Origin of the sequence: Streptomyces sp. 71268 (assembly GCF_029392895.1) — a bacterium.
Classification (GTDB): domain Bacteria; phylum Actinomycetota; class Actinomycetes; order Streptomycetales; family Streptomycetaceae; genus Streptomyces.
Window position 1 is genome coordinate 7,763,016 of the sequence record NZ_CP114200.1, and the last position, 26,148, is coordinate 7,789,163.

Sequence of the window (26,148 nt, forward strand, 5' to 3'; positions counted from 1 at the left end):
CGGCGTCCCGGCCCACTGAGTTCCTCGGTCAGGAGGCGGGCAGCTCGCCCCGGACGGCGCGGGCGGCGGCGACCAGGTTCTCCAGCGAGGCCCGGGTCTCGGGCCAGCCGCGGGTCTTCAGGCCGCAGTCAGGGTTGACCCACAGCCGTTCGGCCGGGATGGCCTTCAGTCCGGTGCGCAGGAGGTCCGCGGCCTCCTCAGCGCTCGGGACGCGCGGGGAGTGGATGTCGTAGACACCCGGCCCGGCCTCGCGTGGGTAGCCGTGCGCGGCCAGTTCCCGGGCGACCTGCATGTGGGACCGTGCGGCCTCCAGGCTGATGACATCGGCGTCGAGGTCGTCGATGGCCTGGATGATGTCGCCGAACTCGGCGTAGCACATGTGGGTGTGGATCTGGGTGTCCGGCCGCACACCGGAAGTGCTGAGCCGAAACGCCTCGGTCGCCCAGGCGAGGTACGCGGCGTGGTCGGCCGCCCGCAGCGGCAGCGTCTCACGCAGCGCGGGCTCGTCGACCTGGATGACCGAGGTGCCGGCGGCCTCCAGGTCGCCCACCTCGTCGCGCAGGGCGAGGGCGACCTGACGGGCGGTGTCGCCGAGCGGCTGGTCGTCGCGGACGAAGGACCAGGCGAGCATGGTGACCGGCCCGGTGAGCATGCCCTTGACCGGGCGGTCGCTCAGCGACTGGGCGTAGGACGTCCAGCGCACCGTCATCGGCTCGGGACGGGAGATGTCACCGGCCAGAACCGGCGGACGGACGTACCGGGTGCCGTACGACTGGACCCAGCCGTGCTGGGTGGCGAGGTAGCCGGTGAGCTGTTCGGCGAAGTACTGGACCATGTCGTTGCGCTCGGGTTCGCCGTGCACCAGGACGTCGATCCCGGTCTCCTCCTGGAAGGAGACCACCTCCTGGATCTCAGCCCTGATGCGCTCCTCGTACCCGGCGGTGTCGACGCGGCCGGCGCGCAGATCGGCGCGGGCGGTCCGCAGTTCGGTCGTCTGTGGGAACGAGCCGATGGTCGTGGTCGGCAGCAGCGGCAGGTCGAGGTGGGCGCGCTGGGCGGCGGCGCGTTCGGCGTACGGCTGAGAGCGGCGCCCGTCAGCGTCCGTCACGGCCTCGGCACGGGACCGGACGGCAGGGTCGCGGGTGATGGGCGAGGTGGCGCGGGAGACCAGGTTGGCGCGGTTGGCCGCGAGTTCGCCGGTGATGGCGTCGACGCCCTGGGCGAGGCCCTTGGCGAGGGTGACAATCTCGGTGGTCTTCTGCTTCGCGAAGGCCAGCCAGCGCAGGATCTGCGGGTCGATGTCCCGCTCGGCCGTGGCATCCAGTGGGACGTGCAGTAGCGAGCAGGAGGCGGCGATGTCGACGCGGTCGGCGAGCCCGAGAAGGGTGCCGAGGGTGGACAGTGACTTCTGCAGGTCGTTGATCCAGATGTTGCGGCCGTTCACGACACCGGCGACCAAGCGCTTGCCGGGCAGCCCGCCGACGGCGGCCAGCGCGTCCAGGTTGGCGGCGGCGGCCTCGGTGAAGTCCAGCGCCAGTCCGTCCACTGGCGCCTTGGCCAGCACCGGCAGGGCGTCGCCGAGTCGGTCGAAGTAGGAGGCCACCAGTAGCTTGGGCCGGTCCGCGAGGGCGCCGAGATCGCGGTAGGCGCGCTCGGCGGCGTTCAGCTCGGCCGGGGTGCGATCCTGCACCAGGGTGGGCTCATCGAGCTGCACCCACTCGGCGCCGGCGGCCCGCAGGTCGGCGATCACCTCGGCGTACACCGGCAGCAGGCGGTCCAGGAGCGTCAGTGGTTCGAAGTCGGCGGGCACGCCGGGGGCGGGCTTGGCGAGCAGGAGATAGGTGACCGGACCGACCAGCACGGGCCGGGTGGTGAGCCCCTGGTCGAGGGCTTCCTTCAACTCGGCGACCTGCTTGGTCGAGTCGGCCGCGAAGACGGTGTCGGGGCCCAGTTCGGGGACCAGGTAGTGGTAGTTGGTGTCGAACCACTTGGTCATCTCCAGCGGTGCGACCTCCTGGGTACCGCGTGCCATCGCGAAGTAACCGTCCGTCGCGTCTGCCGCGATGGCGGCGCGGTGTCGTTCGGGGATCGCGCCCACCATGACGGTGGTGTCGAGGACGTGGTCGTAGTACGAGAAGTCGCCGGTCGGCACCTCGTGGATGCCTGCCTCGGCCAGCGCCTGCCAATTGCTCCGCCGGAGTTCAGCGGCGGTGGTGTGGAGGGTGTCGGCGGTGGCGCGACCCTTCCAGTAGCCCTCGATGGCCTTCTTCAGTTCCCGGTTCTGGCCCTGGCGGGGGAAGCCGTACACGGTGGCCCGTGCTGCCGCAGCTGCGGACTTCGCTGTCACGGAGATCTCCTTCGCGAGATGAATCCCTGAGATCCCGGTGACGGGACGAGAGCGCGAAGGGAATGACAAACCGGAGGGCAACGACTCCGCGCGGCGCAGGCACGGTCGTTCTCTCTGGTGTGTACGCCGACCCGCCCTCGAGGTCACCGGGATGTCCGCGCACGAAACGGTCCGCACGCGGGCAGTTGGCAGGTCTTCGGACTTGCGGGCACGTCCTTCTGACGGAGGACACCTAGTGGCCGTCGCTTCCCAGGTCCGGTACGTCGAACCCAGTGCGTTGACGGCGGTCGTTCCCACTCACCGCTGCGGGGCAGTCCCGGATTCTCACCGGGTTCCCTCTTACGACACCCCGCCTGGCGGACGGGGCGAACCAGCTGCTGCGGTCAGCCTACGGGGTGGTGCCGCGGAAGGAAGAGCGGCGTCCAGAATCCGGAAGGTGAGGGGCAGGGTGTCGAGACAGGCAGGCGAGGGGCGGAGCGGCGCACACGCGCTTCCCGCCCTGCCCCAGCCGCCGCCACGCGGGATCCTCACCCATCGGCGGTGCAGTCCCCTCAGCCTGCTTGTTCGGGCCGGAGGTTTGTGTAGCGCCCGTCCCCGTGTCCCTGTCCGGCGACGGGGGCACGGGGACGGGAGGAGAGGGTGCTGCAGGCGGGCGTCAGCGAGTGGCGATCACAGCGGGCAGTGTCGTGAGGACGTCGGCGATTCCGTCGAGTTCAAGGCCACCGCCTTGGGCGAGCTCGGCAGAGCCACCGCCTCGGCCGTCGAGGAGCTGCTTGACCAGCTGGGAAGCGTGCAGGCCCGCTTCGCGTGCCGTCTTGTTGAGAGTGAGGACGAGGACGCCGTCTTCCGTGCCGACGGCGACCGCGCCAGGCACATGGGCGGGCAGTCGGTTGCGGATGGCCAGGGCGAGCGCACGAGCATCATCGGCGCTACCGCCGACGGCGGTGGTGGTAACGACCTGCACTCCGTTCGCGTCGGTGGCCGCGTCGGCGAGTTCGGCGGCGCGGGTGGTGGTGGCCTGCTGTTTGAGGCGAGCGTTCTCCCGGTCGACCGCCTTGAGGCGGTCCAACAGGCTGGCGATCTTCTCGGAGAGCTCGGTGCGGGGGGCGCCGAGCTGTTCGGCGATCCGCGCGACAAGGTCGCGCTCGCGGGCGAGGTAGGCAAAGCCCTCGATGCCGACGGCCGCTTCAAGGCGGCGCATTCCGGCACCGACGGAGCCCTCGGAGGTCAGGGCGACTGTGCCGATCTGGGAGGCGTGCTCGACGTGGGTGCCGCCGCACAGCTCGCGCGACCAGGCCCCGCCGATCTCGACGACGCGGACCTTCTCCCCATACGTCTCGTCGAACAGGGCGAGCGCACCCAGTTCCTTGGCTTCGGGCAGGGGCATCCACCGGACGCCGACGGGCAGGTCGCGGCGCAGGGCCCGGTTCGCCGCCTCCTCCACCTCGCTGCGGACGGTCGACGAGAGGCCGCCGCGCCAGGGGAAGTCCAGGCGCAGGTAACCGGGGCGGTTGTAGGAGCCGGCCTGGAGGGCGGCGGGGCCGAGGATCTCGCGCAGGGCGGCGTGCAGGACGTGGGTGCCGGAGTGGGCCTGGCGGGCTCCGAGCCGCCAGTCGGGGTCGACGGCCGCATGCACGGCGTCGCCGACCGCGAGCTCGCCGGCGGTGATGCGTACCTGGTGGACGACGAGGCCGGGCAGGGGCCGCTGGACGTCGAGAACCTCGCCCTCGACGGAGGCGCCGGACAGAATGCCCGCGTCGCTGTCCTGACCGCCGGATTCGGCGTAGAAGGGTGAGCGGTCGAGGACGACGGTGGCGATGTCCCCGGTGCGGGCTACTTGCAACGCGCCCTCGGTGCCAAGGACCGCGAGGACACGCGACTCGGTGGTCAGGGCCTCCCAGGCCACCCAGTCGGTCGGCCCGTTCGCGTCCAGGACGGAGCGCAGCTCTGAGGTGTCGACGACGCTGCCCGACTTACGGGCCCTGGCGTCCGCGCGGGCCCGCTCCCGCTGGGCGTTCATCAACGCGGTGAAGCCCTCCCGGTCCACCTCCACGCCCTGCTCGGCGGCCATCTCCAGGGTGAGGTCGATGGGGAAGCCGTAGGTGTCGTGCAACAGGAACGCCTGGGCGCCGGGCAGCGAACGCCCACCTTCAGCCTTGACCTTCGTGACGGCCGTGTCCAGGACGGTGGTGCCCTGCTTCAGCGTGGCGCGGAAGATGTCCTCCTCGCCGTACGCCTGGCCAGTGATCCGAGGGAACGCCTCGGCGATCTCCGGGTAGCTGGGGGCCATACAGTCTCGGGCGATGGGCAGCAGTTCGCGGAGGGCCGGGTCTCGGTAGCCGAGCTGGCGCATGGAGCGCACCGCGCGGCGCAGGATGCGGCGTAGGACGTAGCCGCGGCCCTCGTTGCCGGGAGCTGTACCGTCCCCGAGGAGCATGAGCGCGGTGCGGACGTGGTCGGCCACGACGCGCAGGCGCACGTCGGCCTGCGTGTCGGCCCCGTACCGGATTCCTGCGAGGGCGGCGGCTCGGTCGAGGATGGGGCGGGTCTCGTCGATCTCGTAGAGGTTGTCGACGCCCTGGAGGAGGGTGGCCATGCGCTCCAGGCCCATGCCGGTGTCGATGTTGCGGCGCGGGAGCTCGCCCCGGATCGGATAGCCGGACTTGCCGGGCCCCTCACCGCGCTCGTACTGCATGAAGACGAGGTTCCAGAACTCCATGTACCGGTCCTCGTCAATCGCGGGACCGCCTTCGAGGCCGAACTCGGGGCCACGGTCGTAGTACAGCTCAGAGCACGGTCCACAGGGGCCGGGAACGCCCATGGACCAGAAGTTGTCCTCGTCTCCCCGTTCCACGATCCGCTCGTCGGGTAGGCCCGCGACCCGACGCCAGATCCCGCGCGACTCGGTGTCGGAGTGGTGAACCGTGATCCAGATCTTGTCTGGGGCCAGGCCGTACCCGCCATCTGCCTGGGGGCTCGTAGACAACTCCCAGGCGTAGGCGATGGCCTCTTCCTTAAAGTAGTCCCCGAAGGAAAAGTTGCCGTTCATCTGGAAGAACGAGCCGTGCCGGGTTGTCCTCCCGACCTCCTCGATGTCCAGGGTCCTCACGCACTTCTGCACGCTGGTGGTCCGCTCCCACAGAGGGGCTGCCTCACCGGTGAAGTACGGCTTGAACGGCACCATTCCGGCGTTGACGAACAGCAGCGTCGGGTCCGGAGTGGGCAGGGGCGCGCTGGGGACGACCGTGTGGCCGCGCTCGGCGAAGTGGTCGAGGAATCTGCTACGGATGTCGGAGGTACGCACAGGGTGTCCTTCGGTGGATCAGAGCGGGCGGGCGACGGCGGTGCGCGCCGGATGCCTGGGGCCGAGGAAGACCACGATGCCTTCTCCCTCGGGGGCGAGATGGGTGGCAGGAATCCAGCCCAGGTGTTAGTAGAAGCGGGCCGCGTCTAGGGCTCGCACGGTGGTCAGCAGCCAGCACCGGCCATCGGGCGCGTCCGAGGTGACTGCGTCCAGGAGAGCCGCGCCCACTCCCTGCCCGCGTGCTGTCGTGGCGAGAGCGAGTTCGTCCACTTCCCGGCCCCCGCACAGCCACTGCTCCGTGCGGTCCGGTCCGAGGGCGGCCTGAGCCTGGGGGTAACAGCGGTCAGAGGGGAATGGTGCGGGCGTGGTCCAGGCGGTGACCAGCCCGACCAAGGCGGCGTCCTGGAACGCGCCGGCCGCCGTGAAACCGGGCCGGGCGGTGTCGTCAACCAGCCTGGCTATGAACCGATCCGCAGCGAAGGCACCTTGAGACCAAGGTGGCCCGTTGAACGCCTCCGCGTAGACGCGACGCACGTCCGTCCGCCGGGCGAGGAGCTCGACACCGGACAGGCGGCGCAGTAGCAAGCCGCTCACGCAACCCTCACCGACTTGGCAGCGGGGTGCAGGGCGGCGTACTCCAGCGGTGCCGACGGGTCGATTGACACATCCAACTGTGCTGGGTCGGCTCCAGCCCGCACCAGTAGGTCGCCGACGGCTGCGATCATCGCCCCGTTGTCGGTGCACAGCGTCAGCGGTGGTACCCGTAGCTCCACGTCCGCGGCGGCGCACCGCTCCTCGGCCAGGGCCCTCACTCGGGAATTCCCCGCGACACCGCCCACCACGACCAAGGTGCGCACATCGTACTGGCGACAGGCAGTCAGCGCCTTGCGCGTCAGGACATCCGCGACGGCCTCCTGGAGGGAGGCAGCGCCATCGGCCAGGGGGAGTTTCTCGCCTCGCTGGCGGTGCTGCTCGGCCCAGCGAGCGGCTGCCGTCTTCAGGCCGGAGAAGGAGAACCCGTACGGGTGCTCCTTCGACCCCAACAGTGGACGGGGGAAGGCGACGGCACACGGATTGCCTGCCCGGGCGGCTTGGTCGATCGCCGGGCCGCCCGGGTAGGGGAGGCCGAAGACTCGGGCGACCTTGTCGAAGCACTCGCCGGCGGCGTCGTCGATGGTGTCGCCCAGGTGCAGGATCGGATGACGCACCAGGTCGCGCACCAACAGCAGCGAGGTGTGACCGCCAGAGACGATCAGGACCATGCACGGGTCGGGCAGCGGCCCGTGCTCCAGGGTGTCTGCCGCCACGTGCCCGGCTAGGTGGTGTACCCCGTAGAGAGGTACTCCCGCGGCGTAGGCCAGGGACTTCGCGCCGGCCAGGCCGACTTGGAGGGCACCGGACAGACCCGGGCCGGTGGTCACCGCTACGGCATCGATGTCGTGCATGCCGAGCCCTGCCTGTCCGAGAGCCTCCTTCACGACGGGGTTGAACGCTTGGAGGTGAGCACGGGCGGCGATCTCCGGGACCACGCCGCCGAAGCGGGCGTGCTCGTCCATGCTCGACGCCACGACATGCGCCAGCAGCCGGCCGCCGGAGACGATCCCTGCCCCTGTCTCGTCGCACGACGACTCGACCCCCAGCACCACCGGAGTCCCCACACTGGCCCCTCTCGCACATCAGTCGTTACTGCAACCTATGTGCAATAAGGTACTCGCCTGGTGGCTCCGGTTTCGCCGATCACTGGGCTCTATGCCTCTGCCGCCCGGCGGCCAATGCCACGCCGCAACCGGCGGCCCGCGCTGATACAAGTGCCGTCACAGGGGCCGCTTGGTGGTTCGCTCGGGCTGGCATCAGTTTGAGTGGTGGGCGGTTTCGGCTGCTTCGTTGAGGTTTCAGGCCGCTTGGCGTCAACCTGCGGAGAAGGTCTCCGCTCGGGGTGTCGATTGGCGGCCAGGCGGCCAGGATCGATCGCGCTCTTCTGGCTGACCAGCAGGTGAGAGGTAGGCGAGGCCGGCCGCTGGCGGCGACGGTGGGCGGTCGACCGGTCCCGCGCGACCCGCTCCAGTACCCGCACGGATCACGGGCGAAGCCTTCCTGCCGAGCGACGGGAATCCAGGTGCAGCAACCTTCGCGCTGGTGCGGGGCCTGTGGCGGCAGTGGCGATGTGAGGGGTGCGGTCGGTTTGGTCACGGACGGAGAGCCGCATGGCCTGTTGGTCTGTTTCGGGAGCTCAGCCTGCAGCAGCACCAGGCGGCCCGCATCCCCGTTGGTCGGTAGGTCCCGCAACATGGCCCTGAGCAGCCACCTCGGCCTCCCCGCACGGTCAGAGCGAGGCGCATCTGCAGGGGTTGTGCGCGGTACGCGGAGGGGGCTTACTCGTCGTCGAGCAGTTCGGAGTCCTCAGACCTCGTCGGCATGCCCTCCAGCCGGCGGGCCTGTTCGATCACGGTGCTCAGCATGTGCAGGCTTGATGCGCTGAGTCCGTTGGCGCGCAGGGCGACCCGGCGCACGTCCTGGTCGCGCATGGCGGTGATCACCTGGATCTCCGCGCGCTGCCGCTCGGCCTCGGCCTCGTCGAAGAAGTAGCCCGCACTCACGCCGAAGAATCCGGCCAGGGCCCGGATGGTCTGCATCTTCGGGTTCGTGTTGGTGCCGGTGCGAAGCTGCTGGATGGCGCTCGCGGAGATGGTGACGCCGGAAGTGTCGCGGATGCCCTGCGATACCTCCGCGTACGTGTAGGGGCCGCGCCCCTTCGGGTGCACGTTTCGGAATAGGTAGTCGAGCAGTTCCGCGAAGGTGCGCTCGTTCTTCTCGGTCATCTCCAGCCCTCCATCAGGGCCACCATCCTATCCACTTCAGTGGTGATCTCCGGCGCGGTCAGCCTCGTTTGCCGACATTGCAGTTGACTTCGGCGTGCCACTGCACTGTACGTTAGCGGTTAGTGCCGTCCAGTGCAGTGTTCCATGCCTGCTCGGGAGTGGTGCGGCGAAGCTGGACTTGTGCCGTGGGTCGCCATATGGTCCTGGTCCCCGCTGGGGCGAAGCACCGGCTGGGGAGCTCGGAACGAGGGGAGGGGTGATGCACGCACGCGGGCCATGACGCCCGCAGGGGACGAAGGAGACCGGCGCCCGGGAGCTACCAACTCCCAAGCGCCGGGCCGGCATCTCGAAAGGCGCCGATTCACATCTCGCGGGCGACGGGGCTTCTTGCACGAGAACCGCCGCGCCGCGCTCCTACGAACAACGGAGTATCGCATGCTCGCCACGTCGAGCGGAACACAGGCATGCCCGGACATTGACCGCCATCGCCGCCTCGCCGCACAACTCGCCGACATGATTCCGGGCGCCGCTACCGTCCGAGTCGACCTCACCGACCCGCAGCGGCGGTGGCCCCATCCGTACGCCACCGTCAAGGACGAGGCCGGGAAGACGATGGCGCTCGGCCGAACGACCACCACGGTCGCGGCCCGCTGGGTTCTTCGGACCTGGCCGGAGGCGGACTGGACACGGCCGCACATCTTCCACCTTGTCGACGCGACCCTCACCCACGGCGAGTCGACCAACGCTGGTCGGGGTCGCTGACATGGCCCGGATACGCACCATCAAGCCTGAAGCGTACGTCTCGGAGTCGCTCGCCGAGGTGAGCGTCGAGGCGGAGCGGACCTTCTTCGGACTGCTCACCCAGGCCGACGACCACGGCCGTCACCGCGACAACGCCGCGATCATCGCCGGAGTGCTCTGGCCGCTGCGCGCCGAGCACACCTCGGTCCACGTCGAAGACGACCTGGACCAGCTTGCGAATGCCGGCCTGGTCTGCCGGTACACCGGCTGCGACGGCCGCCGTTACCTGCACATCGTGACCTGGTTCGAGCACCAGAAGATCGACCGACCGAGCCAGTCCCGCATGCCCTCCTGCACGCAGCACCACGCTGCGGACCGGTGCGGCCCCTGCAAGGGGACCTGCACCAAGCGGGCCGAGGGAACACCCACCCCTCCGGGAGAGCTCGCCGATGCTTCGCCGAACGTTCGCCGAACCCTCGCCCTGCCCGGCGCAACACCTCCCGGTCACGTGAGCGGGGCCCCTGCCACCCGGCAGGAAACGTTCGACGGAACGATCGATCCCCTCGCTCGCGCTGACGCGAAAAGCGCAGGTGAGGGGCTGCTTGCCGAGTCCCCGTCGAACTCTCACCGAAGCCTCGGTGAGGACTCGGCATCTGGATCTAGGATCTTGGATCCTGGATCTTTCTTCCCTACGGGGCGCACGGCGCCCGTAGCCACCGCCTCGGTCAACCAGCTCGTCGGCGAGTACGTCGCGGCCTGCGTCCGGCGCCCGCCGAGCGACGTGATCGGACACCTCGGACGCATCGTCAAGAAGCTGCTGGGCGAGGGCATCGACCCCGAGCACGTCCGGGCTGGCCTGCGGCACTTCGCAGCCAGCCCGAAGCATCCGAGCGTGCTGACCAGCATGGTCAACGAGGCCATGAACGCCTCCGGCGGTTTGGCTCGGCCGGCGACGGGGCCTAACTTGCCCGCTCACCGGGCGTGGACCAACCCCGTCAACGCCAGCGCCGCCTACGCCGAGGAGCTGTGATGCGCACCCGTAACCGCGAACCACAGCCCCTCGGCGAGGGCACCCTGGACCGGATGGCACGCATCCTGGCCGCCCGCTGCATCAGCCCCACCTCCACCGAGACACCAGACGACACACCCGAGCCTCGCTCTCCGCTGGACGCCCTGTCAGCCGGCATGCCGCCGCGCTACCAAGGTGCCGTCGCCGATCACCCCCAGGTTCTGGCGTGGGCTCGCGAGGTCGCCGAGGCAGCTGTCGCCCCCAGCCCGGGGGCCCGGCGACAGGTCGCGACCGGACCGAGCCTCCTGATGGCCGGGGTGGTCGGCGCGGGCAAGACGTACCAGGCGTACGGCGCGGTCCGGTGGCTGGGGCAGCGCGGGGTCGGCGTGCGCTGGCGCGCGACCACCGCCGCTGACCTGTACGCCGCCTTGCGGCCCCGGCCCGGCACCGACAGCGAGCAGGAGTTGGCGGCCGTCAGCCGCTGCCCGCTGCTGATCATCGACGACCTCGGTGCGGCGAAGGCGAGCGAGTGGGTCGAGGAAGTGACGTACCGGTTGATCAACCGCCGGTACAACCACATGCTCCCCACCTTGATCACCACCAACCTGGCGATCAGGGACCTGCGGGTCTACCTCGGCGACCGTGTCACCAGCCGCCTCGCACAGATGACCACGCGGGTCGAGTTCGCCCCGGTCGACCGTAGACGCCACCGCGCCGCGACCTGACCTGCCGCACGCTGCCGGGCCACGTGTCCGTCGCGCCCCCGTGCACCCCGCCGACCCAGCGCACCTCTCCGCCGGCGCCCCTGCGCGCGGAGAGCGATCGGAGCACCTCGCATGACTATCAGGACGAACCGCCCCGCCCGCCACCGGTCGCTCGGCGACCACACCTGGCAGGACCAGGCTGTCTGCCAGAACACCGAGTACAACCCGGTAGACCCCGAAACCTTCTTCCCCAAGCCCGAGGAGACCGACAAGATCACCACCGCGAAATCGCTGTGCCGCCAGTGCCCCGTCCGCCGAACCTGCCTCGACGCCGCACTGGAAGGCGGCGACACCGACGGCATCCGGGGCGGCATGACCGAAGAGGAACGACGCCCCCTGCACGAGAAGCTCGCCCACCGCCTCGACTACAGCCGCGTCAACGCCACCATCGCCGGACGCGACGTCCACCTCACCAAGGCCGAGCGCCGCGCGGTCGTCCACGCCGCCTACCGCCACGGAGTAACCGAGCAGCGCCTGGCCACGCTCTTGAAGGTCACCGAAGAGCACGCCCAGAAGCTGTACCGCGAAACCCGACGAGCCCTGCGCAACCTGAACCTGGACACGAAGTCCACCCCGCTGGCGGGGGCGGACAGCGAACGGCTGGGCCGCGACGGTCTCGGAACGGCGGCGTGAATACGACCAGTGCGCCGAAGGCGGCGCACATCACCGGTTGGGACCGCGCGATCGTCGTCGCCCTGGGCGGGGCGGGCTGCGCGTTGTCCTACGACGCCCTGCAGCAAATGGCCGTCGCCATCCACGTCCGCGGATTCCTGACCTACCTCTTCCCGCTGGTGATCGACGGGTTCATCGCCTACGGCGTCCGCGCGCTCCTGGTCCTCCGCGACGCACCCCTGCGCGCGCGGCTCTACCTCTGGGTGCTGTTCGGTACGGCCACGGCCGCCAGCATCTGGGCCAACGCGCTCCACGCGGTGCGACTCAACGACGAGACGGTCACAGGCGCCGGGCTCCGGCTCGGGGACACGGTGGTCGCGGTGCTGTCCACCATCGCTCCGCTCGCCCTGGCCGGCGCGGTTCACCTCTACATCCTCATCGCCCGGGGAGCGGTCAAGGGCGGTGAACGCCAGGGCCACGGACAAGTCAGTGTCCTCGGACAGGTCACCCAGACGGGCGCGAGTGGTCAGCAGCCACCTAAGGTCGGTCAGGACTGCGACGGTCAGCCGGTCACCGGCCTGACCGACCGGCCCAGCCCAACCCTGTGCCGACAGCCGACTGGTCTGCGGTCACTGACCGGGGACAGTGCCTCGGTGGGCAGCGAGCCGCCGTCCGCCGTCCGCCCCAGGCAGCCGCACAAGGTTGTTGACATGCCGAGACAGCCGGTTCCCTCACCGTCTACTGGCCCCGCAGTGCGCACGGGGGAGGTCACCGGTCACCAGGACAGTCGATCGCCGGTCAGCGGTCAGGGCGCCCCGACTGGCGGCGCCCGGCGGTCTGACCCGAACACCGAGGAACTGCTGGAGATCGCCCGGGCGGCGGTCAGAGCCCAGGACAAACTGACCCGCAAGGTGGTCGCCCAGGCGATCCGAGGTCGGCAGATCCCGCTGTCCAGCGACCGGTTGACCGTCCTGATGGCCCAGCTCCGCGAGCAGCACGGACAGCCGGTCACCACCATCCGGGACTGACCGGACAGTACGACGCGGGTGACCGAGCCGCTGCCCCGGCCGGTCACCCGCTCCCGGCACACGTACCCCACCCACTGCCGAAGCGAAGCGGAGACCACCCCATGCGCACCTGCCCGGCCACGTCCGCCGAGGTCGATGCCTGGTTGACCGTCCTGCACCAACGAGGTCACCTGCATCACGCCCAACCGGGCCCCGAGACCACTTGGACCGTGCAACGAACCCCACACGGTCCCCGCTGGACCCTGCACCACCCGGTCCTCGCGCTGGACTGGATCGCAGAACTCCTCCGGGAACTCCGACAGGAAGAACCGGAGATGCGCCAGTGACCTCCCCCGACCCGGCGTACACCACGGCCGCAGAGCAGCGTGAGCCCACGACGGCTCCTGGCGGAGCAAGTTGTCGCCTACGACGGTCCTACGGCCCGTCGTACGCACCTGCCCCCGCCCAAGAGGGCGGAGGCAGTCCGGTTGGTTCCCGAGCGAGGGCGCTCGGGGACCAACCGGATGCTCGGCACCAGGGGGTGCCGGGCGCGGGGGGAGAAGCAGAATGCCACAGCGCCCCCGAGCAGCCGACGCCGAGCGCGTCCCCCTTCCCCGACCGCAAGCCGCGCCGCCGCGACCGCAACCCGACCGAGCGCGCCCGTAAGACGACCACCCGCCTCTCCGACGACGAGAAAGCCGAGATCGTTGCCGCCGCCACGCAGCGCAGCGTCACCGTCGCGCGATTCCTCGCAGCCGCCGGCCTCGCCGCCGCCCGCGGTTCCACTACCTTGCACACCAACGAACAACTCGACACCGCCATCGACGAGCTGGCCGCCCTGCGCACCGCCCTCTCCCGGATCGGCAACAACATCAACCAGATCGCCTACGTGCACAACGCCGGAGGGCAGCCCCAGCCCCGCGAACTCGAACACGCCCTCACCACTCTGACCCGGCTCCTGGCCCGCATCGACGACGCGGCCGACACCCTGGTGAAGAAACGGCTCTGATGGTCCCCAAGATCCGGCGAGGCTCACGAACCCACGGCTTGCTCGTCTACCTGTACGGCCCCGGCAAACGCGACGAACACACCGACGCGCACCTCGTCGGAAGCTGGGACGGCTTCGCCCCCGACCCGGGACGAGACACCAGCCCCGACCCCGACCCCAAGGCCACCCTCGCCCGCCTGTCCGCAGCGCTGGACCTGCGGGTCAAACAGGCCGGCACCACGGCACCCGCCCAGCACGTCTGGCACTGCTCGGTCCGCACCGACCCCGGCGACCGCCATCTGACCGACGACGAATGGAACACCGTCGCCCGCCGCCTGGTCCAGACCGTCAACCTCGCTCCCGAAGGCGATCCGGACGGCTGCCGCTGGGTCGCCGTACGGCACGCCGACGACCACATCCACATCCTGGCCACCATGGTCCGGGGCGACCTGCGCCGCCCGCGGATGAACTACGACTTCAAGAAGGCCCAGGCCGAGTGCCGACGCATCGAGAAGGAGATGGGCCTGCGCCAGCTCAGGCCCGGCGACGGCAGCGGAGCCAAATCACCCACCAGCGCTGAGCGCTTCAAGGCCGAGCGAACCGGGCGTCCGGAAGCCCCTCGCGAAAGCCTCCGCGAAGCCGTGCGCCAAGCACTAGCCGGGGCGGATACCGAGGGGGAGTTCTTCACCCGGCTCCGCGAGGCGGGCCTCCGTGTGAAGGTCCGAAATGCCCCCTCCGGCGACGCCATCGGCTACAACGTCGCACTTCCTGGCGACCGCAACCGCGAAGGCTCACCGATCTGGTACTCCGGATCCAAGCTGGCCCCTGACCTCTCGCTCCCCAAGATCCGCCGACGCCTGGCCGGCGGAACCGCTGACGGGACGACGCACCCGGTGACGATCAGCGGTCGAACGGACTGGTCTCCACCCGCCCGGGAACGACGCAGCGCCACCGGCATCGCCGAGCGCGCCGCCACCCTGCTCGACAGCGACGATGACGAAGCCGCAGCTCAACTGGTGGGGATCGGCGAACTCCTGGACGCGGTAGCACAGACTTCCCCAGCCGCCACCCGCGCCGAGCTGGCCGCCGCCGCCCGATCCTTCGAGCGCGCCACCCGCAGCCACATCCGAGCGCAGCGAGCCGACACCCGGGCGGTCCGCTCGGCGGCTCGCGGCATCATCCGGGCCGGCAGCGCCCTCGGCCGCGGCGAGGACGGCGGGGCCACCGCCATGCTCCTCTCCACCCTGGTCCTGGTCACCCTCGCCGCCGCCCGCTGGCACTCCGCTCGTGGACATGCCCAGCAGGCCCATGCCTCCCGACAGGCTGCCGAGCATCTGCGTGCCGCCTACCGCCAGGCCGCCGCCACGCCCATGCAGGCACTGCGTGACCAAGGCCGTGCCCTGCCCGCAGCCGAACGCCGCACCCACCAGGTCACCATCCGCGCAGCACTGCCCGAAACGGCGATGCGAGGAGGCAGCTCGTCCAGGAAGGTCGACGCCCTGACCGCCACGCTTGCCCAGGTCGAGCAAGCAGGCCACGACCCCAAGTCCCTCCTCCAGCAGGCCATCGACATGCGCGAACTCGACACTGCCGACGACGTGAACGACGTGCTTGTCTGGCGACTGCGCCGACTCGCCCAGCTTCCCGCTCACCCCGGTGAAGCGACGCGCCAGCTCCAGGCCGGCGCCAACCAGCCGAAAGCCACGACCCATCGCACCAACAACCGTACGGCGCCCACAGCAGCAGCTCGCCCCGCCGTCTCTGCCCCGCGCAACCACCCACCTCGCCGCTGACGGGGGGCCAGCGGGGCGACTCACCTGGCCGCCGACCTTCGAGAAACTCCTGGACAGCCAGTTCCGTCGGCTGTTACGGATGGAAACAGATGGATTTCAACCCGGAGATGACGCTCGTGCTCAGAACAACCGACCGCCCCACAGGTCCGTCCCCCGTGCCCGTCCTCCCCGCCGGCACCGATCCTCCGCCGCAGCCCGAACACGAGAGGCAACCGTCCAACGGACCAAGCGCGACACGCTGCCTGAGCCACCCGCGCGAACTGACCCTCCGAGGCATCCCGGTGATGTGCACCGCCTGCCGTGCCCGGCGCGACTGGCTGCTCATCAACCACGGCCGAGACGTCTGGATCTGCTGCCGCTGCAGCAACCAGTGGCTCGAACCCGAGATCAACCGCGCCGACTTCGACGCTCTGGTTGTCATTCCGGACGGAACGATCTACCCCAGTGTCGAGCAGGGGCTCACCGCGCTCGGCTTCGACGGAACCTTCACCGGCACCTACCTGGGATGATGAGCGGTGTCTGGCTGGTCGTGAGCGAACAGACCGGCCCTGCCCTGGCCGTCCGGTGTGTCGGAGACCGTGGTTAATATCCTGCGGTGATCATAGACCGTAACGCCCGTGTTGTCCCTCCCCGCTACCGTGACCGTGAGGTACGCAGGCTGATGGGCGACGCTTTGGGAAAGGCTGACCAAGCTGACCTTCTCGCCGCCTACTTGTGGGTGCAGGAAGGGGCGATAGGCAGACGAGCCCACTCCGATTTGGAGAGTCTGAGAGACGGTCTACGCGGCGATATCGAAGTGCTCCGGGAGTTCAAGGCTGATCCTGAGTTCCAGGGATTGTCGTGGGAGTTCACGCGAGTCGAACTCGACGCGGCGTTCGATAGCGCCAGCGTCGCTTTTGGTGAGGCAGCCGCTCACCTCGAAGGGGTCCTGCGAGTTTCGGCTGAGGCCCTTGACGAGTTGCGTCGTTTGCCCGAGGAAGATCTGGCACCTCGATACGTGCCGGGTAGTAATAATTCCCCGCTGAACAGGATCGTCGAGTGTTGGAAGCAAATCGAGCCGCTCCAAGAGCAGCGCAGTGCTCTTGTTGCCGACTTGACGGCGGAGATTGACCGTCTGGCAGACCTTGATGACAGGCGGCTGACCTTTTCCCAGAGCGACAACAGCTATACGCCGGAAGACATTCTGCGATTCGACTCCAAGGATTTCGAGATTTTCGTCGCGTGGCTGGCGTGCCGGGACGGAATGGAGATACGCCAGCAGACGGGTGGGGCCGGGGATTTGGGTGCAGATGGCATATTTCTGATGCCGGACGGCCGTCGAGTCGTGGCGCAATGTAAGAAGACCAGCACCCTGCCCGGACGAGCCATAGGGAGCGAGCTTGTCCAACGGTTCAATGGCACGGCTCGGCCTGTGCACAAGGCTGACGTCGCTGTGATGGTCACTAATGGGACCTTCTCCAAACCGGCCTGTGATTTCGCCAGCGATCACGCGATCCACCTCGTGGACGCCGAACAGTTGCGTAAATGGGCCACTTGGGGAGATTCGTTCTACGAAGTCGTGGGCGTCGATCGCCCCTCTGCCGCTGTCGACGCTGCGGCCTGACCATGTGCGCTGGCGCGAAGGTGGAGCGGCGCGCCATTGTGCGCCGGTCAGCTTCTGCTGTGCTTGGGGAGCTTTCCCCGGAAGTCGCAGCCTGGGCACTCGTCCTCGCCCTGGATGTGGCCCTCGTACCAGCCGTGGACGGCGGCGTGGAGGATCGCCTCTTCCACCGAGGCTTCGCCGTTGTGGACTGATGCGATGGCGTTGCCGACGACCACCCGGAGGACGGCGTTGTCGGGCGGAGGGAACGGTGGGGAGGGCATCGGCGAATCGAACGTCATGGCCGCAGCCTACGGGCGGGCGCGAGCGCCGGTCAGCCGGATGGCGTGGTCCCCTCTGAGGAGGGGTGGCGTAGGTCGCCACGGAGCCCCCGACCGACCGGAATCCAGCTCTGGAACGTGGCGAGTCGCCAGCGTGACCGGTCCGGCACGGTGGTGTCGTCAGGTGCGGGCGGGCTGCCCCGGCTCTTGCGGTTACGGGCAGCCCCAACGCTGGTGCCCAGGTGGGCGGCAACTTCGGCGTACGTCCAGAGTGGCTGGTCGGCGGCCGTTGGTGACGAGCGTACGCAACGCGCGGCGGGGTATGCGGCAAGGCCGCCCCTGTCTGATCAGCGTGGGGCGGCCTTCTGTGTTCAGTTAGACCTGGCGAGGCGGTTCGAGAGGTCGAGGGCAGCGGTCGCGACCGCGAGAGCGGAGCAGAGGCCGAGCACTTCGTGGAGAGTGGGGCGGACCAGGCGCGGCCAGTCGTCCGGGGCAGTGGGCCACGAGGCGAGATGTGCCTCGATGGTGGCCAGGCCCAAGTGGGCGGTGACGTCCCAGCCTGCGGGGGAGGCGGGCTCCCAGTGAAGGCGAATGCGGCCGAGGGGGGTTCTCGGAGCTGCTATGGCGAGCCAGGTGACGTCGAGCGGTCCGTTGGGCAGGGCGGAGACGCGCTGGACCAGCACGCCCCGTACGTCGTGCGGCATGGGCCGTACGGCGAGGCTGTGCAGCGGAAGGGGACGTGTCGGATGGGCGTGTGGCGGGATGGGAATCTCTCCGAGGTCGTCGGGTTGGTTCAGTGCCAGCCGAGAGCGTTCTTAACTGTTGCTGGGAGATAGTCCTCCTGCCCGTCGTCGGCGATGAACGCCGTACCGTCCTGGACCACGACCTTGGTGCCGAGGTAGTGGGTGAAGGGGAAGTCGGGGTTGATGGCGAGACGGATGGGGAGTTCGGGGTCGAGGCCGTTGAGTTGGCGGAGTAGGTGGCCGACGGTCTGAGATGCGGACACGTGAACCTTCCAGGAGCGGGGGAGAACGCCGAGTTGGGCGTTGGCGGTGGTACGTCGAGCTGTCCAGCCCCTGCACGCGGCTGGTGGTCGAGACCGGCCCGGTGCCGGAGGGGGCCCTGCGCAGCGGTGTGTTGGCCGAGGTCAGTGCTGGCCGGGGATGCGTGGTCATTTGAGGAGGGCGTGCTGCCACTGGCGCTGTTCCATACGGCGGGCGGTACGGCGACGGAGGGTCTTCGCGCGCCGGCCGTACTGGCCGGGCAGGTAGAAGCAGGTGCAGCGCCGGGCGTAGGCGCACTTACGGCGGTATCCGGGGCGGGTGGCCAAGAGCATGCGCAAGGTCTTCTCCCTGCCGGTCAGGGGGAGCGACGAGGTCGTTGACGAAGCCGGCAGTGACTGGGTGAGTGGCGGCGGGCAGGTAGGTGGCGGAGGTGCTCACGGGTGGAGGTCCCTTCGTTGAGCTGGGGTTTCCCGTACCCGTACGTTGGCATGGGGCCTGGCGGAGTGCGTAGTCCTTATCCGGAGGAGTGGCGTCTGCCGTGGGCGAACTGGCGGGCGTCGGTGGGGGCCGTGACGCCGGGAATGGATCGGTGGGCGCGGTTGTCGTAGCCGGGTTGCGGCAACGGGCCGCACGGGACCGAAGGGGGAGTCGGTGACGGAGCCGTGCAGACACTGGGACGGGGCCGGGCTGGAGCGCAAGGTCCGTGCCGCCGGGCGGCCGCGGACGGTGGGCGACATCGCGATGGTCGCTGACGGCCAGTGGGCTGTCGGTGTGCAGCCCGATGGACGGCGGGACGAGGACGCCATGATGGAGGGCCGGGTCGCGGAAGGCCGTTGCGTCGAGTTGACGTTGGAGGACCTGGCCCGCGCGGTGGGCTCCCGCATCGGGGAGGCCCACCGCGACGAGGGCCTCGGCTGACTGATCAGCGGTGCGGCCCCAGGGCGCTCGTCGACGGGCTCGAAGCCGCCGAAGGAGCGGGCTGATCGGGCGCCTGGCTCAGCGGGCGTGGAGCGTGGCCCGAACGGGCGATAGCGGCCTGGGTGAGTCGGGCCGCCGGGGCCTGGACCGCGGTCGCGGCATGCTCACGTGCTTCGATCACGTGGCCGATGGCCTGGAGGGAAGTCCGGCTCTCGGCTTGAGCGACGCGAAGGTTGGCCGCCGATCCGGTGATCCGTTCCAGGTCGTAGAAGGCAGGCACCCGGTCGGGCCGAGTGAGCGCGTGCAGGCGATCTTGGTGCACGATCACGGTGTTGTCGGTGACGACCAAGGACGCGCGGATGTGCATGGCCGAACGTAGGAGCGGGGCGTCGCAGGGACTGCGGACCGCGATGGATTCCAGAACCTCAATCGGGCGGCCCCAGGCTTTCTCGATCATGGTCGTGGCCTGATCGAGTGCGGTGGCATCGGGCATGCAGGACTCCCAGTCTTCGGAATGGTGCCTCGGGGGCGGGGCTGTCGCAGGGGAACCGGGGCCGAAGGTCAGCGGCTACGACGTGAGGGCGTCGGGGCGGCCGGCGACCTGACCCCCGAAGCGGGCGCGGGATTGTTCGGTCGGTTCTGCGCCGAGACCCCTGTGCGGCTGCGAGCGGCCATGATCCGCAGGTCGGCGGCTGTCCGAGGGCCGGTCAATGGGCTGTCGGTATGCAGGGCGACGGAGAGCGGGAGGAGGGCGTGGTGGCGGAGGAGCGGGTCACGGATGGGCGGCGCATGGCGTTGACATTGAAGGAGTTGGCTCGCGCGGTGCCTGCCGGCACTGGTGACGACTGCTGCGATGGTGGGCTTTGTGTGACTAACCAAAGGTGCGGCCCGGGTTCGGCTGACGCCCGGCCGCGCGGGCGTAGGGCGAGTTGATGGGCGTCCGGCCCAAGCATGCGGAGCGCTGCGCGCCTGCGGGTGGCTGCTCTTTCGAACGTTGGTAAGCCCGGAACAGGGGGTGGCTACGAATCGCGGGGCACTTCGTGGGCTGCGATGCGAAACCCTCTGGGTCGCTTACCTGCGTCCCCTCGACGAACTGTTGATTTCAGTGTGAAGAGGACAAGGGCGGCGCTCCCCGAAAACCCTGAGATGGCTGAGAGCGGGGGCCGGGGCTTGAGGTAGATTCCAGGCTATTCGAATGTTGTTGATGAGGGGGCGGGCGCTGTAGGGAGAGATACTCAGTTCCTGACGGGCTTCTGCGAGCCGTTCGAGATCTCCGTTCCCTCCTTGCCGTGCGGCGGTCTGGATTCGGCGTTCAAGGGATCTGGTGGAGAAGACGTCAAGAAGGGTTAGCGAGAAGTAGGCATAGGCTGCTGCTTCGTCGAGCAGTTCGCGGACATCGTCGTTGATATCAGCGAGCGCGCTGGATGTATGCTGGTCGGCAAACGTTTGAAAGGAAAACTCCTCTAAGGCGCGACGTTTGGAGGGCTGCTCGCAAGTGCAGGGGGAACGTAGTAGGCCGCACAGAGAGCGGAATTCGGTGAGTATGTGGCTAGTATCGACGTTCCACCGATGCTTGCTGAGTAGAGTTCGGAAACCGGCGAGGGTTTCTGCGAGCTCTTCCACGATGAGTCGTTCAGAGATCTCGGTAAGTTCCCATGCTCTGATCTTGTCCTGTATCTCTTCGATTTGGAGGGCGTAGCGCAGCAGGTCGCGAAGGATGCCACCCGACAGAGAGTGAGCAAGGATGCGGTAGGGATCTTTCAGTGAGGGGGCGCGTTCGGTGAGGACCTTTCGGGATTCGTCCAGAGTGCTGGGTTGGACGTGAACGATATCGTCCAAGGAGCTATCGGTGACGTCGCGATGGGGAAGGCCGCGACGGACGAAGGCAGCGCCGACGTCCTCGGAAACGGAGATCAGGTAGTAGACGTGGGGAACGCCGAGGATCGCCTTGATTTCGCTGAGGAAGGCACGGGCCTGAATGTCAGACCCCAGTCGGTCGACTTCATCGATGGCGATCACGACGGTGTGCCCGGCGAGGGCTTCCTCACGTGCGATCAGGCGCAGGAGGCGGCGGAAGTCGCTGACCAATTCAGGGAAGTTGGGCGGGAGGGTGGACACCGAACTGGCGTGGGAGCCGCCTAAAGCGACCATCTGAACTGCGGCTGGAGTGATGGTGTTGGTCGTCATCTGGAGCGTCTGCAGTCGGTAGAGGTGGTTGCGGCACTGAGTGACCAAAGGTGGCTCGCTGGGGCGCGGTTTCCAACGGCTCAGTTTGATCAGCAAGGTGCCGGCGATGATGCCTGCCATGCGCAGCGGGTTGTCCTCTAAGTCGAGGACCTCGTAGGTCGCGGGCGTGGAAATGAGGAACAGCAATAGGCCGAGACCTGTGGCCGAAGCTGCGGTGGCGTATGCCTGCTTCGGATGAATGGCTTTACGTCCTGTCCCCGCGGTAACGATCGCCGTTGTGCTCCGCCCCCTTAAGTCTGCCCACAGGAATAGCAGGATCACCACTAAAGTCTGCTGGAGGAGAGGAAGGTTCAGGACGGCCTCGATGCGTGGGGAAAGTTGTGGATCACGGAACAGCGTGTATAGGGACCAGCCGACGAGGCTCATGCCCAGGAGACACACAGTGCCTCTCGCGGCCTTGGCGGCGGCGCGGGCCAGCCACGGTTTACTTCGTGACTCCCACCAGGCAACTCCGATGATGATTGCAACGACTGCTGTTCCTGCAGTGCGGCCGTCCCAGATTCGCTGAAGATTTCCGAGAAGTGTCTGCTCATAGGAGTCTGCGGAGTCTCTGACAGTTCCTATGTACTGATGTTGGAGGCCGCGGGCTTTGGCGTACACGCCCAGGGCTATCAGCGCCGCGGCTGGCAGGGCGTATGCGGCCCACCGCCCCCAGCGTCTGAGCCACATGAGAAGGCGACGGAGCAACTGGTGTGCCATGGACAGTCGGGTGAGTTGGGGGGCCTCGTAGCCTTCGTGACCGATGTATTCTTGACACAGTTGCACCGATAGCGCTAAGAGGAAGTCATGTGGGTTGTAGGTGGCTGGTGCTTGAACGAGAACCCCGAAATCGGCACTGTTGACGGACTGCTCAAGGAGCGTGCTCTTGCCTACGCCTCGTGGCCCGCAGATGGCGATTGTTCCGTCTTCCAAGTGGGAGAGTTTGCGCTGGAGTTGCTGGAGAGCGTGGTTCTCGACGACGAATCCCGGGGCACGCGGTGCTCTGAGCCCGCGGTGCCTTGCGGGGATGAACACGGAGTCCGGGTCATCTCCCAGGAGATGGCGGACCAGGGCATTAATGACCGGTTCGATGCCGTCACGCAATATGGCTTCGGACCACTGAATAGCGCGGAGACTCAATCGTCCTCGCTGGCCCAGCCAGACAACTCCGAGCGCGGCAGCCAACAGGTTCTGTCGGAGGTTGAACCACACGGCTGTGCCACGCCAGAACAGGACGAAGACCATGACAGATGTAGCGAGGTATGCGAGCAACAGGCACAGTGCGCCTGCCGTAGCCCAGAGCGCGAGGCTCGCGACCACAAGCAGTGAGCAGGTGATCCGCCACTCCCACTCGCTCTCCGCAGCAACTCTTCGGCGCTTCTCCGCAACCTCCGCAAGAGCAGCTTCTGCGTCCGTAAACCTTCTACGTACGGCTGGAGGGCACTGGCTGATCAGGAACTGCCGGAACTGCGGTCTCTCTAACTCTCTGAGGGCCGTGTCTACGGTTGCCGACGGACGCTTGCCAAGAAGCGGCTGCACCTTTGTGTCTTCCAGCGCCGCCAGCGCACGCCTCTTGTACATCTCGGCTTCATCCGGCTCGGCGGCGTCGAGAAACCAGCCGAGGCAGCGATCCCGCCAGCTTCTGCTCAAGCTGCGTAAGTCCAGTAGCACCGAGTGCACCCCTTCTCCCAGGCCATGGATCTGCGGATACTAGCGCTCAGTGACCAGGCAGGTGCGAAAATAGTTGGAACGTATCGGTCGGTGTGCTCGCTGTTGGACGCGCCAAGCTGCGCCGTTGGCCTGGTGCTCGCCGAGTACGTGAGATGCATCAGGCCGGCTGCGCCATAGGTTCAGGTGGCGGTACCAGTCGATCGACTCTGACGACTTGGGCCGCACGTGACAGCCCGGGGGCAGCATGAGGGATTCGAAGGCGGTTAGAGGTATTGCCTTGGAGCCCCGAGGCCGGAAGGTCAGCGGCTGCGGCGTGGGACTGACGGGTTCGCCAGCGGTTTGGCCGTGAGCGCGGGCTCCGGGCCGCTCGACCGGCCGCGTGTCGTGGTCGCCGTGCGGCTGCGGGCAGCCGTGACGCGCAGGTCTGCGGCTGTCCGCGGGAGGTGGGCGGCGCGGTGGAGGGCCTGGGTGACAGCGGTGCGACGCACGTCCAGGGGCGTGGGAGCGCGTGGCGCTCGGGGCACTGGGGGGAGCGGTTCGGCAGTCGGGTTGATCGGGGTGAGGGTGACCAGGTGCTGCATCCTGCGGTGGAGCTGGTGGCGCTCTCGTACGACCGGGGTGGGGTCGGCCATGGCGGCGGCGGTCGCGGCGATCAGGTGGTCGGGTGTGCGGGCGGAGAAGAGGACCTCCGCGCGGGTGCCCCAGCCGGGCGGACCGGCTCAGAGTTCTACGGCCTCACCGTCCGGGCGGGAGCGGCGGTTGTCGATGAGGATGCCTGCCTGTCCGTCCGGGGCGATGATCTCGACGGTACCCCGCTCGGCACCGCCGTCGCGGGTCCAGCCGGCATCTGTTAGGGGCCGAACGGCGTCGGACCATCGGTGCGGCGGGTTCGTCAGGAAGAGAGCGTCGTCCTCGTAGGGGTCGGCTTCGGCGTAGTCGTGGGCGAGGGCGGTGGTGAGGCCGGCGACGATCTCGGCTGGGGTGACGTGGTTGAAGGTGGCTGTCCAGCGGGGAGCGGAGAGGGCGTCCTGGGCCGCGGTGATCTTCCACAGTTCGAAGTCGTCACCGAACCAGCCGATACGGACCCGCTGGTCGGGCGAGGTCACCAGGAGCTGGCAGGGCCCGTCGTCGAGGTGGTGGTGTGGCCAGTGGGCGACGGGGGCGAAGCCGGCTTCGCCGTTCCCGTTAGAGCCGGCCAGGTAGCGGGGGCTGACCAGGACTTCTTGGTAGGGGTCCTGGCCGTCGGGGCGCGGGTGGCGCATGCGTCAGCTCCGGGAGTGAGGGGAGGAGCACGTGCCCGCGTGACCAGCCGAGCGGCTACTCGGCCGGACGCGGGCGCGGTGGTAGCGAGAGATGCGCGGCGGGCTCTTGGCGGCACGCGAGCTACCGGCCCCGGCTGGGGGCGGATTGATGGATGACAGCCGCCGGCACTCGCGGTTGAGGCTGTGGTGGGTGACTGAAGACGGCGCTCGGTACGACGGTGCTCCGCCGCAGGGCCGCTGCCGTACGCACGTCACCGGCTCCCAGCGGCACGCGGGAGTGAGATTGCGCCGCCGACCTGGCGGAAGCCGGGGGAGTCGAAAGCCTCTCTGTGGTGAGGTTGCTCCAGCGCTCGACGGCTGTGTAGACGGGGCCCAGCGCCTGCCCGGCGTCGGTCAGGGCGTAGGGGTCGCCGTGGCGTGGTCCGACGCGGGTGACCAGGCCGTCGAGTTGAAGCCGGTTGATCCGATGCCGGGCGAGGCTCGGGTACAGGCCGACCTCCTCGGCGATGTGGACGAACCGCGTGGGACCTCCAGTACCGAGGACTTGAATGACAGCGGTCGAATGCCGCAGGTGAAGTCGGCGCAGAGCGTCCTCGACGCGCTCGGCATCGGCAACCGTGCCCAGCGACAGATGGTGCTGAGACCAGTCCGAGAGAGCCCGGTGAACTGGAGACAGCGCCGCGCCGAGGGCGCTTAGCTGGTAGGGAGAGCGCTGGCTGTCGCCTGCTCGGGTGACCAAGCCATCGGCATGCATCTGCCCCAGGCGTCGGCTGAGGGCCGTCTCGTGGACGAACGGGAGATGTGCGGCGAGTTCACGCGTGCGCAGCGGGCCGTGGTGTGCCAGGGTCTGCGTCGACCAGGTGGTCCATTTCGGTGCTATGCGAGACAGCGTGTCCTCAACGTGTTGAGCGTCGAGGGAGCTGAGCGATGCGTCGGAGGGCTGCGTGGGGGTGGGCATGGGGGGGCGTCCTTTCGGCGAAGGGTCAGCGGGAGCGAGAGGGCTTGCTAGGTGGTTCGGGTACGGGTGCGCGAGGGCCATCGCCGGTGGCGGCGTGGTGCGAAGGCGCGTTGCTGCGACTGAGGGCGGCGAAGACGCGGGGCTGCGTCGTGCGAGCGTCGCGCAGGGCGGCCTGGCCCAGCGCGGTGAGCGACAGGAGCTGTCCGGGCCGGTAGATACTCTCGCGCGTGTCCTGTTCCAGCAGCCCTTCGGTGACCAGTTGCTGGACGGTTTCGGGCCACACGCCCGGGTTGGGACGTTGGCCGTGCCCGTCGGAGAGATAGGCGTAGCCGTAGACCGCACTGCGGTGGAAACGCAGTTCACCTGCCTCCACCGCACGCAGGGCATCGAGCCCGCGCTCGCCGGCAACGGCCCAGACATCGCTTCGACCGTGACCGCGAACCTCCTCGCGTGAGGGCTGGGCAGCGTTCGCCTCGGGGAGGAGACGGCGGTACACGAAGATCACCTCGGTGAGGCGCTCGTAGGCCCTGTTCTGTCGCGAGGCCAGCTGCTCGACCTGCCGCACTGCGGACCGCACAGGCTCGTACGCGTCAGGTGCGCCGGTGAACTCGCCGCGTGCGACGGGTTCGAGCACTTCGAGGGTGGCACGGGCCGCGTGCGACACGCGGTTGTGCAACTCGTCGAGTTCGTGGGCGGCCCCGATGACGTGCGTGGCGGCGCGGTACAGCGGGTCGCCCGGCCGATAGGCGATGTTCAGGGTGTAGGGGTCTGTGACGCCGAGCTGCTCGGCGACGAGATGGGCGCCGGGCCGCTCGGTGGGATCGTGGGAGTTCACCCAGTCGTCTCCAGCCGGGTGAGCGACCAG

24 protein-coding genes and 1 riboswitch are annotated in these 26,148 nt (G+C 68.6%); of the genes, 11 read left to right on the plus strand and 13 right to left on the minus strand.

The features are described from left to right. Positions 1-28: 28 nt before the first annotated feature. The 5 genes from metE to OYE22_RS30915 form a co-directional block, all read right to left on the minus strand. A complete protein-coding gene (gene metE, locus OYE22_RS30895) occupies positions 29-2,347 on the minus strand; it encodes a 5-methyltetrahydropteroyltriglutamate--homocysteine S-methyltransferase (RefSeq protein WP_277323482.1) in 2,319 nt (772 codons plus the stop codon). A 169-nt stretch (positions 2,348-2,516) separates the two neighbouring features. After that, positions 2,517-2,737: riboswitch (cobalamin riboswitch) on the minus strand. A 265-nt stretch (positions 2,738-3,002) separates the two neighbouring features. After that, the gene (alaS, locus tag OYE22_RS30900) at positions 3,003-5,651 is read right to left on the minus strand and encodes an alanine--tRNA ligase (RefSeq protein ID WP_277323483.1); all 2,649 of its coding nucleotides are present in this window, start codon (positions 5,649-5,651) and stop codon (positions 3,003-3,005) included. Positions 5,652-5,777: 126 nt separating this feature from the next. Beyond that, positions 5,778-6,245, minus strand: a complete 468-nt coding sequence (locus OYE22_RS30905; RefSeq protein ID WP_348652256.1) for a GNAT family N-acetyltransferase — start codon at positions 6,243-6,245, stop codon at positions 5,778-5,780. Further along, the gene (gene tsaD / locus OYE22_RS30910) at positions 6,242-7,297 is read right to left on the minus strand and encodes a tRNA (adenosine(37)-N6)-threonylcarbamoyltransferase complex transferase subunit TsaD (RefSeq protein ID WP_277324405.1); all 1,056 of its coding nucleotides are present in this window, start codon (positions 7,295-7,297) and stop codon (positions 6,242-6,244) included. The genes OYE22_RS30905 and tsaD overlap by 4 nt, the downstream gene beginning before the upstream one ends. A 726-nt stretch (positions 7,298-8,023) precedes the next feature. Continuing rightward, on the minus strand, positions 8,024-8,470 hold the full coding sequence (locus OYE22_RS30915; RefSeq protein ID WP_277323484.1) for a Secondary metabolite protein: 447 nt from the start codon (positions 8,468-8,470) through the stop codon (positions 8,024-8,026). A 435-nt stretch (positions 8,471-8,905) separates the two neighbouring features. Between OYE22_RS30915 and OYE22_RS30920 the strand changes: the two genes are divergently transcribed. The 10 genes from OYE22_RS30920 (at position 8,906) to OYE22_RS30960 (ending at position 16,987) form a co-directional block, all read left to right on the plus strand. Next, on the plus strand, positions 8,906-9,232 hold the full coding sequence (locus tag OYE22_RS30920) for a transcriptional regulator (protein WP_277323485.1): 327 nt from the start codon (positions 8,906-8,908) through the stop codon (positions 9,230-9,232). Between the two features lies 1 nt (position 9,233). Next, complete coding sequence (locus tag OYE22_RS30925; protein WP_277323486.1) at positions 9,234-10,241, plus strand: hypothetical protein; 1,008 nt, start codon at positions 9,234-9,236, stop codon at positions 10,239-10,241. Then, positions 10,241-10,945: an ATP-binding protein gene (locus tag OYE22_RS30930; protein ID WP_277323487.1), complete on the plus strand. Its 705-nt coding sequence runs from the start codon at positions 10,241-10,243 to the stop codon at positions 10,943-10,945. The genes OYE22_RS30925 and OYE22_RS30930 overlap by 1 nt, the downstream gene beginning before the upstream one ends. Before the next feature lie 111 nt (positions 10,946-11,056). After that, positions 11,057-11,617 carry a WhiB family transcriptional regulator gene (locus OYE22_RS30935; RefSeq protein ID WP_277323488.1) on the plus strand — a complete coding sequence of 187 codons (561 nt, stop codon included), beginning with the start codon at positions 11,057-11,059 and terminating at the stop codon, positions 11,615-11,617. Then, positions 11,614-12,624 (plus strand): DUF2637 domain-containing protein, encoded by a 1,011-nt coding sequence (locus OYE22_RS30940; RefSeq protein WP_277323489.1) that lies wholly within the window; start codon positions 11,614-11,616, stop codon positions 12,622-12,624. Before OYE22_RS30935 ends, OYE22_RS30940 begins: the two co-directional genes overlap by 4 nt. A 101-nt stretch (positions 12,625-12,725) precedes the next feature. Then, positions 12,726-12,950 carry a hypothetical protein gene (locus tag OYE22_RS33510; protein ID WP_348652257.1) on the plus strand — a complete coding sequence of 75 codons (225 nt, stop codon included), beginning with the start codon at positions 12,726-12,728 and terminating at the stop codon, positions 12,948-12,950. A 194-nt stretch (positions 12,951-13,144) separates the two neighbouring features. Next, complete coding sequence (locus tag OYE22_RS30945; RefSeq protein ID WP_277323490.1) at positions 13,145-13,612, plus strand: MobC family plasmid mobilization relaxosome protein; 468 nt, start codon at positions 13,145-13,147, stop codon at positions 13,610-13,612. Continuing rightward, on the plus strand, positions 13,612-15,384 hold the full coding sequence (locus tag OYE22_RS30950) for a mobilization protein (protein ID WP_277323491.1): 1,773 nt from the start codon (positions 13,612-13,614) through the stop codon (positions 15,382-15,384). The genes OYE22_RS30945 and OYE22_RS30950 overlap by 1 nt, the downstream gene beginning before the upstream one ends. 107 nt (positions 15,385-15,491) lie before the next feature. Beyond that, positions 15,492-15,893 (plus strand): hypothetical protein, encoded by a 402-nt coding sequence (locus OYE22_RS30955; RefSeq protein WP_277324406.1) that lies wholly within the window; start codon positions 15,492-15,494, stop codon positions 15,891-15,893. Positions 15,894-15,979: 86 nt separating this feature from the next. Then, positions 15,980-16,987, plus strand: coding sequence for a restriction endonuclease (locus OYE22_RS30960; RefSeq protein ID WP_277323492.1), 1,008 nt, complete (start codon positions 15,980-15,982; stop codon positions 16,985-16,987). A gap of 47 nt (positions 16,988-17,034) precedes the next feature. Here OYE22_RS30960 and OYE22_RS30965 read toward each other — a convergent pair whose 3' ends face one another. The 3 genes from OYE22_RS30965 to OYE22_RS30975 all read right to left on the minus strand — a co-directional run bounded on the left by OYE22_RS30965 (position 17,035) and on the right by OYE22_RS30975 (position 18,586). Further along, positions 17,035-17,265, minus strand: a complete 231-nt coding sequence (locus OYE22_RS30965; protein WP_277323493.1) for a hypothetical protein — start codon at positions 17,263-17,265, stop codon at positions 17,035-17,037. Positions 17,266-18,037: 772 nt separating this feature from the next. After that, on the minus strand, positions 18,038-18,250 hold the full coding sequence (locus OYE22_RS30970) for a hypothetical protein (protein WP_277323494.1): 213 nt from the start codon (positions 18,248-18,250) through the stop codon (positions 18,038-18,040). Positions 18,251-18,415: 165 nt separating this feature from the next. Next, complete coding sequence (locus OYE22_RS30975; protein WP_277323495.1) at positions 18,416-18,586, minus strand: hypothetical protein; 171 nt, start codon at positions 18,584-18,586, stop codon at positions 18,416-18,418. Positions 18,587-18,899: 313 nt separating this feature from the next. On the opposite strand from OYE22_RS30975, the gene OYE22_RS30980 reads away from it, so the two are divergent. Next, on the plus strand, positions 18,900-19,166 hold the full coding sequence (locus OYE22_RS30980) for a hypothetical protein (protein ID WP_277323496.1): 267 nt from the start codon (positions 18,900-18,902) through the stop codon (positions 19,164-19,166). Between the two features lie 4 nt (positions 19,167-19,170). On the opposite strand, the gene OYE22_RS30985 is transcribed toward OYE22_RS30980, so the two are convergent. The 5 genes from OYE22_RS30985 to OYE22_RS31005 all read right to left on the minus strand — a co-directional run bounded on the left by OYE22_RS30985 (position 19,171) and on the right by OYE22_RS31005 (position 26,118). Next, positions 19,171-19,659 carry a hypothetical protein gene (locus OYE22_RS30985; protein WP_277323497.1) on the minus strand — a complete coding sequence of 163 codons (489 nt, stop codon included), beginning with the start codon at positions 19,657-19,659 and terminating at the stop codon, positions 19,171-19,173. A gap of 578 nt (positions 19,660-20,237) precedes the next feature. After that, positions 20,238-23,063 carry a hypothetical protein gene (locus OYE22_RS30990; RefSeq protein ID WP_277323498.1) on the minus strand — a complete coding sequence of 942 codons (2,826 nt, stop codon included), beginning with the start codon at positions 23,061-23,063 and terminating at the stop codon, positions 20,238-20,240. Positions 23,064-23,782: 719 nt separating this feature from the next. After that, on the minus strand, positions 23,783-24,325 hold the full coding sequence (locus OYE22_RS30995; protein ID WP_277323499.1) for a DUF317 domain-containing protein: 543 nt from the start codon (positions 24,323-24,325) through the stop codon (positions 23,783-23,785). A gap of 121 nt (positions 24,326-24,446) precedes the next feature. Next, positions 24,447-25,364, minus strand: coding sequence for a winged helix-turn-helix transcriptional regulator (locus OYE22_RS31000; protein WP_348652258.1), 918 nt, complete (start codon positions 25,362-25,364; stop codon positions 24,447-24,449). Further along, on the minus strand, positions 25,309-26,118 hold the full coding sequence (locus tag OYE22_RS31005; RefSeq protein ID WP_277323501.1) for a large ATP-binding protein: 810 nt from the start codon (positions 26,116-26,118) through the stop codon (positions 25,309-25,311). Before OYE22_RS31005 ends, OYE22_RS31000 begins: the two co-directional genes overlap by 56 nt. Between the last annotated feature and the right edge of the window lie 30 nt (positions 26,119-26,148).